Raw genomic sequence first — 4,220 nt, forward strand, 5'->3', positions numbered from 1 at the left:
AAAATTTTATTGTATCTAAAAATTATAATAAAGATATTACATAAAATTTAAATAGGATTAAAATAAAAATTTACAAAGAATTTTTTCGCTTTTTTATTAAGATTATTTTTGAATAAGGGATAAAAAATAAATTTAATTTCTATTTTGAAAAAAGTTTTTCAAAATAAAAAAATAATTTTCAAAATGATAAAATTAAAAATAAGGAATGGAAAATATTTTTAAAGTTAAAAAATTTTTTTATAAATTTATAATTAAAAGTCATTTTTGTAATATTTTAATTATTAAAAAACTATTGATATTTCTATTCTAAAAAGAAGAAAGAATATTTTTATATTTTGAACTGGATAATTATTTTTTAATTAATCTAGAGAAAAAATATTAAATAAAATGGCATAAAAATTGCTTTTTAATTAGGTGAAAAATAATAATTGTAGGGGGCATTTTTATGTTAGAAAAAATTTTAGATATATTAAAAGAAGAAATAATACCAGCAGAAGGATGTACAGAACCAATAGCTTTAGCATATGCAGGAAGTAAATTAAGAGATATATTAGGAAATATACCAGAAAAAATAGATGCTTATTTATCAGGAAATATGATAAAAAATGTTAAAAGTGTAAAAATACCTAATTCAGAAGGTATGGTGGGAATAGATGCTGGAATAGCAATGGGATTAATAGTAGGGGATTCAAAAAAAGAATTGATGGTAATATCAGGAGCAGATAAGAGTAAATTACCAGAAGTAAAAAAATATATAGATGAAAAAAGAATAAATGTATTTTTAAATGAAGGAGATGTAAAATTATATATAAAATTAGTTGGAACTTATGGAAAGAATGTTGCAACTATTGAAATTCAAAATTATCACACAAATATAACTGAGATTACAAAAAATGGAGAAAAAATATTAGGGCAATCTTGTGATGATAGATCTTTTGTAGATTCTCCAATGACAGATAGAAGTTTTTTAACAATGGAATTAATATATAATACTGCTAAGACAATTGAGCTAGAAAAAATAGAACCTATATTTAAAAAGGTTATAGAGTGTAATACTACAATAGCCAAAGAGGGACTTATAAATTTATATGGAATAGGAATAGGAAAAACTATAAAAGAGGGAATAGAAGAAGGGGTTTATGGAAATGATTTAAGAAATAATATGGCCTCTTTTGCTAGTGCTGGAAGTGATGCAAGAATGAATGGTTGTTCTTTACCAGTTATGACTACAAGTGGAAGTGGAAATCAAGGAATGACAGCATCTTTACCAGTTATAAAATTCTGTGAAATGAAAAATATTCCATATGAACAATTAATAAGAGGATTATTTTTCTCTCATTTAACTACAATTCATATTAAAACAAATATAGGAAGATTATCAGCATATTGTGGAGCTATGTGTGCAAGTGCTGGAGTTGCAGGAGCTATATCTTTCTTAGATGGATTAACATTAGAACAATGTGGAAAAGCAATTGAAACAACTTTAGGAACAATGTCTGGACTAATTTGTGATGGAGCAAAAAGTTCTTGTGCTACAAAAATAGTTAGTGGAATTTCTTGTGCTTTTGATTCTTATTATGCCGCTAAAAAGAATAGAAGTTTCTTATTTGGAGAGGGAATAATAGGAAGAGATGTAGAAAAAACAATAAAAAATACAGGAATTCTTGGAAAAGAAGGAATGTTAGAAACTGATAAAGTTATATTAGATATAATGGTAAATAATAAATAAAAAATATTTTATAAATAATTAAATTAAAAGGTATATTGTATTAAGAAAATTTAATACTGTATACCTTTTTTATTACTTGCAAATTATAAATTAATAACTAATAAATAAAAACTTTTAAAAAGTAGAAAAAATAAATTTAGGGGAGAAGTTAATAGTTAAAAAAATATTTTTTAGTAGAGAGAAAAATAATAATAAGGTTTTAAATTTATCTAGAAATAAGAAATAAATTAAAATATAAAATTTTAAGAAATAAAAAAACTGTTGAAATTAAAATTTTAATTTCAACAGCTAAAGATTTAAAAAATTAATTTTTTTCTAAAACTTTGTGATTAAAGAAAAGTGATGGATTAACAAAAGTTGTTCCTATACTTATAGTAAAGTGAAGATGTGGTCCAGTAGTAAATCCTGTATTTCCACTCTTTCCTATATTTTGACCTTTTTTAACCATATCTCCCTCTTTAACATTTAACTGGCTCATATGGGCATAGGCAGAAAATACATTCATACCATGATCAATTATTATAGTGTTACCAGTAGTAACAAGTCTTTTAGCAAGAACAACACGTCCGCTATTACTTGCTACAAGAGGGGTACCAATAGCAACAGGAAAATCTATTCCAGAATGGTAACCAGAAACTTTATTATTAACAAATCTCATAGCTCCAAAAGGACTACTAATTTTTTTATCTTTTGCAGAAGTTACAGGATAGATAAATCTACCTTCCCATAATTTTTTAGGACTAGGATTATTTCTAGCCTCAGAAGTTTTGCTTATCATATTTGCCATATTTTGAACTGATCTTTTTTTAGCAGTACTATTATCAACTGTAATGTAACTTTTTTTAAAATTTCCATCAATAATTTTTACTAATTTTCTTACAACAACTTTTTTATTTTCATAAATTTTTAAAGTATAAGTTCCAACAGGTGTAGAATAGTGAACTGGAATTAAAGCTTTTTTCTTTTCTCCATCAATAAAACTTTTTATTTTTATCTTTGAATTTTTAAAAGAGATGTTATAATCTTTATCTTTTGGAAATTCAACTACAAACATTCCCCCTTGTTTTACAATTCTTGTGGAAATATTAATATCTTCCTTAGCAAAAATAAAAGTATTGATGATGATTAAAAAGAATAAAATAAGTTTTTTCATAATAAAATACTCTCCTATATAAAATTTAAGTTTTGCTCTAATTATACCATAATAAACAAAAAATAAAAACTTTTTCTAATAAAAAATTAAATCCTTGTAAAAAAAATAAGAATTATGATATACTATTTTAGTGACAAGACAGTTGTAAAAAATAACTGTTAAAAGGGAGGAAAAATGGAGAGTAAGTTTGACCAAATAAAAAAATTAAAGGAAGAAAAAGATGCTGTGATATTAGCACATTATTATACAGAACCAGAGATACAAAAAATAGCTGATTATGTGGGGGATTCTTATTTCTTAAGTGAGAAAGCTAGAGAGGTAAAAGAAAAAGTAATTGTTATGTGTGGAGTTTCTTTTATGGGTGAAAGTGTAAAATTGCTTAACCCAGAAAAAATAATTTTACTTCCAGATATGAAGGCTGATTGTCCGATGGCTCATATGGCAACAGTAAAAAAGATAGAGGAAGTAAGAAAAAAATATGATGATTTAGCTGTGGTTTGTTATGTAAATTCCACTGCTGAATTAAAAGCTCATTCAGATGTATGTGTTACATCAGCCAATGCTTTAAAAATAGTAAAGAATTTAAAAAATAAAAATATATTTTTTATTCCAGACCAACATTTAGCGAGATATATATCTACTAAGTTATTGGATAAAAATTTTATATTTAATGACGGTTGGTGTCATATTCATAATGATATAACAAAGGATGATATTTTAAAAACAAAAGAAAAATATCCAAAAGCAAAAGTAGCTATTCATCCAGAATGTCCAATTGAATCAGTAAAATTAGGGGACTATGTAGGAAGTACTTCTGGAATAATAAAATATGTAAGTGAAAGTCAAGATGAAGAATTTATTATTTGCACTGAGGACGGAGTTTTATATGAATTAAAAGAAAAAAATCCAAATAAAAAATTCTATCTGCCAAAATCAAAAGTTCAATGTAGTGGTATGAAAAAAATAACTCTTGATAAAATTATAAATTCTTTAGAAACTTTAGAACCACAAGTAAATTTAGATAATAATATTATAAAAGAAGCCAATAAACCATTAGAAAATATGTTAATGATGGCAAGATAAAAGGAAGCGAAATAAATATGAAAAATTATGATGTAATAATAGTAGGAACAGGGGTAGGGGGATGTTTTACTGCTCTTCACTTACCAGAGGATAAAAAAGTTTTAATGATAACAAAATCTCAGTTAGAAGAAAGTGATTCATTTTTAGCTCAAGGGGGAATTTGTGTTTTAAGAGATGAAAATGATTTCGATAGTTTTTTTGAAGATACTTTAAGGGCGGGACACTATAAAAATAAAAAAGAATCTGTTGAAATAA

At 25.0% G+C, this 4,220-nt stretch carries 4 protein-coding genes; 3 read left to right on the forward strand and 1 reads right to left on the reverse strand.

Going from position 1 to position 4,220, the window contains the following annotated elements; genetic code table 11:
- The first annotated feature begins 445 nt into the window (after nt 1-445).
- Nucleotides 446-1,729: an L-cysteine desulfidase family protein gene (locus Q1J48_RS06220; protein WP_300362040.1), complete on the forward strand. Its 1,284-nt coding sequence runs from the start codon at nt 446-448 to the stop codon at nt 1,727-1,729.
- A 304-nt stretch (nt 1,730-2,033) separates the two neighbouring features.
- Here Q1J48_RS06220 and Q1J48_RS06225 read toward each other — a convergent pair whose 3' ends face one another.
- Nucleotides 2,034-2,882, reverse strand: coding sequence for a M23 family metallopeptidase (locus Q1J48_RS06225; protein WP_300362042.1), 849 nt, complete (start codon nt 2,880-2,882; stop codon nt 2,034-2,036).
- 174 nt (nt 2,883-3,056) lie between these two features.
- Here Q1J48_RS06225 and nadA point away from each other — a divergent pair, with 174 nt between their 5' ends.
- Entirely contained in the window at nt 3,057-3,965 is a 909-nt protein-coding gene (gene nadA / locus Q1J48_RS06230; RefSeq protein WP_300362044.1) for a quinolinate synthase NadA, read from the forward strand.
- A gap of 17 nt (nt 3,966-3,982) precedes the next feature.
- A partial coding sequence (locus Q1J48_RS06235) for an FAD-binding protein (protein WP_300362047.1) occupies nt 3,983-4,220 on the forward strand: 238 nt, incomplete at its 3' end.

This window comes from Fusobacterium sp., assembly GCF_029258315.1.
GTDB lineage: Bacteria > Fusobacteriota > Fusobacteriia > Fusobacteriales > Fusobacteriaceae > Fusobacterium_B.

Bases quoted from the DNA above. Each gene is read 5' to 3' on its own strand.
- Q1J48_RS06220 (WP_300362040.1), top strand. From the start codon at position 446: ATGTTAGAAAAAATTTTAGATATATTAAAAGAAGAAATAATACCAGCA.
- nadA (WP_300362044.1), top strand. From the start codon at position 3,057: ATGGAGAGTAAGTTTGACCAAATAAAAAAATTAAAGGAAGAAAAAGAT.
- Q1J48_RS06225 (WP_300362042.1), bottom strand. From the start codon at position 2,882: ATGAAAAAACTTATTTTATTCTTTTTAATCATCATCAATACTTTTATT.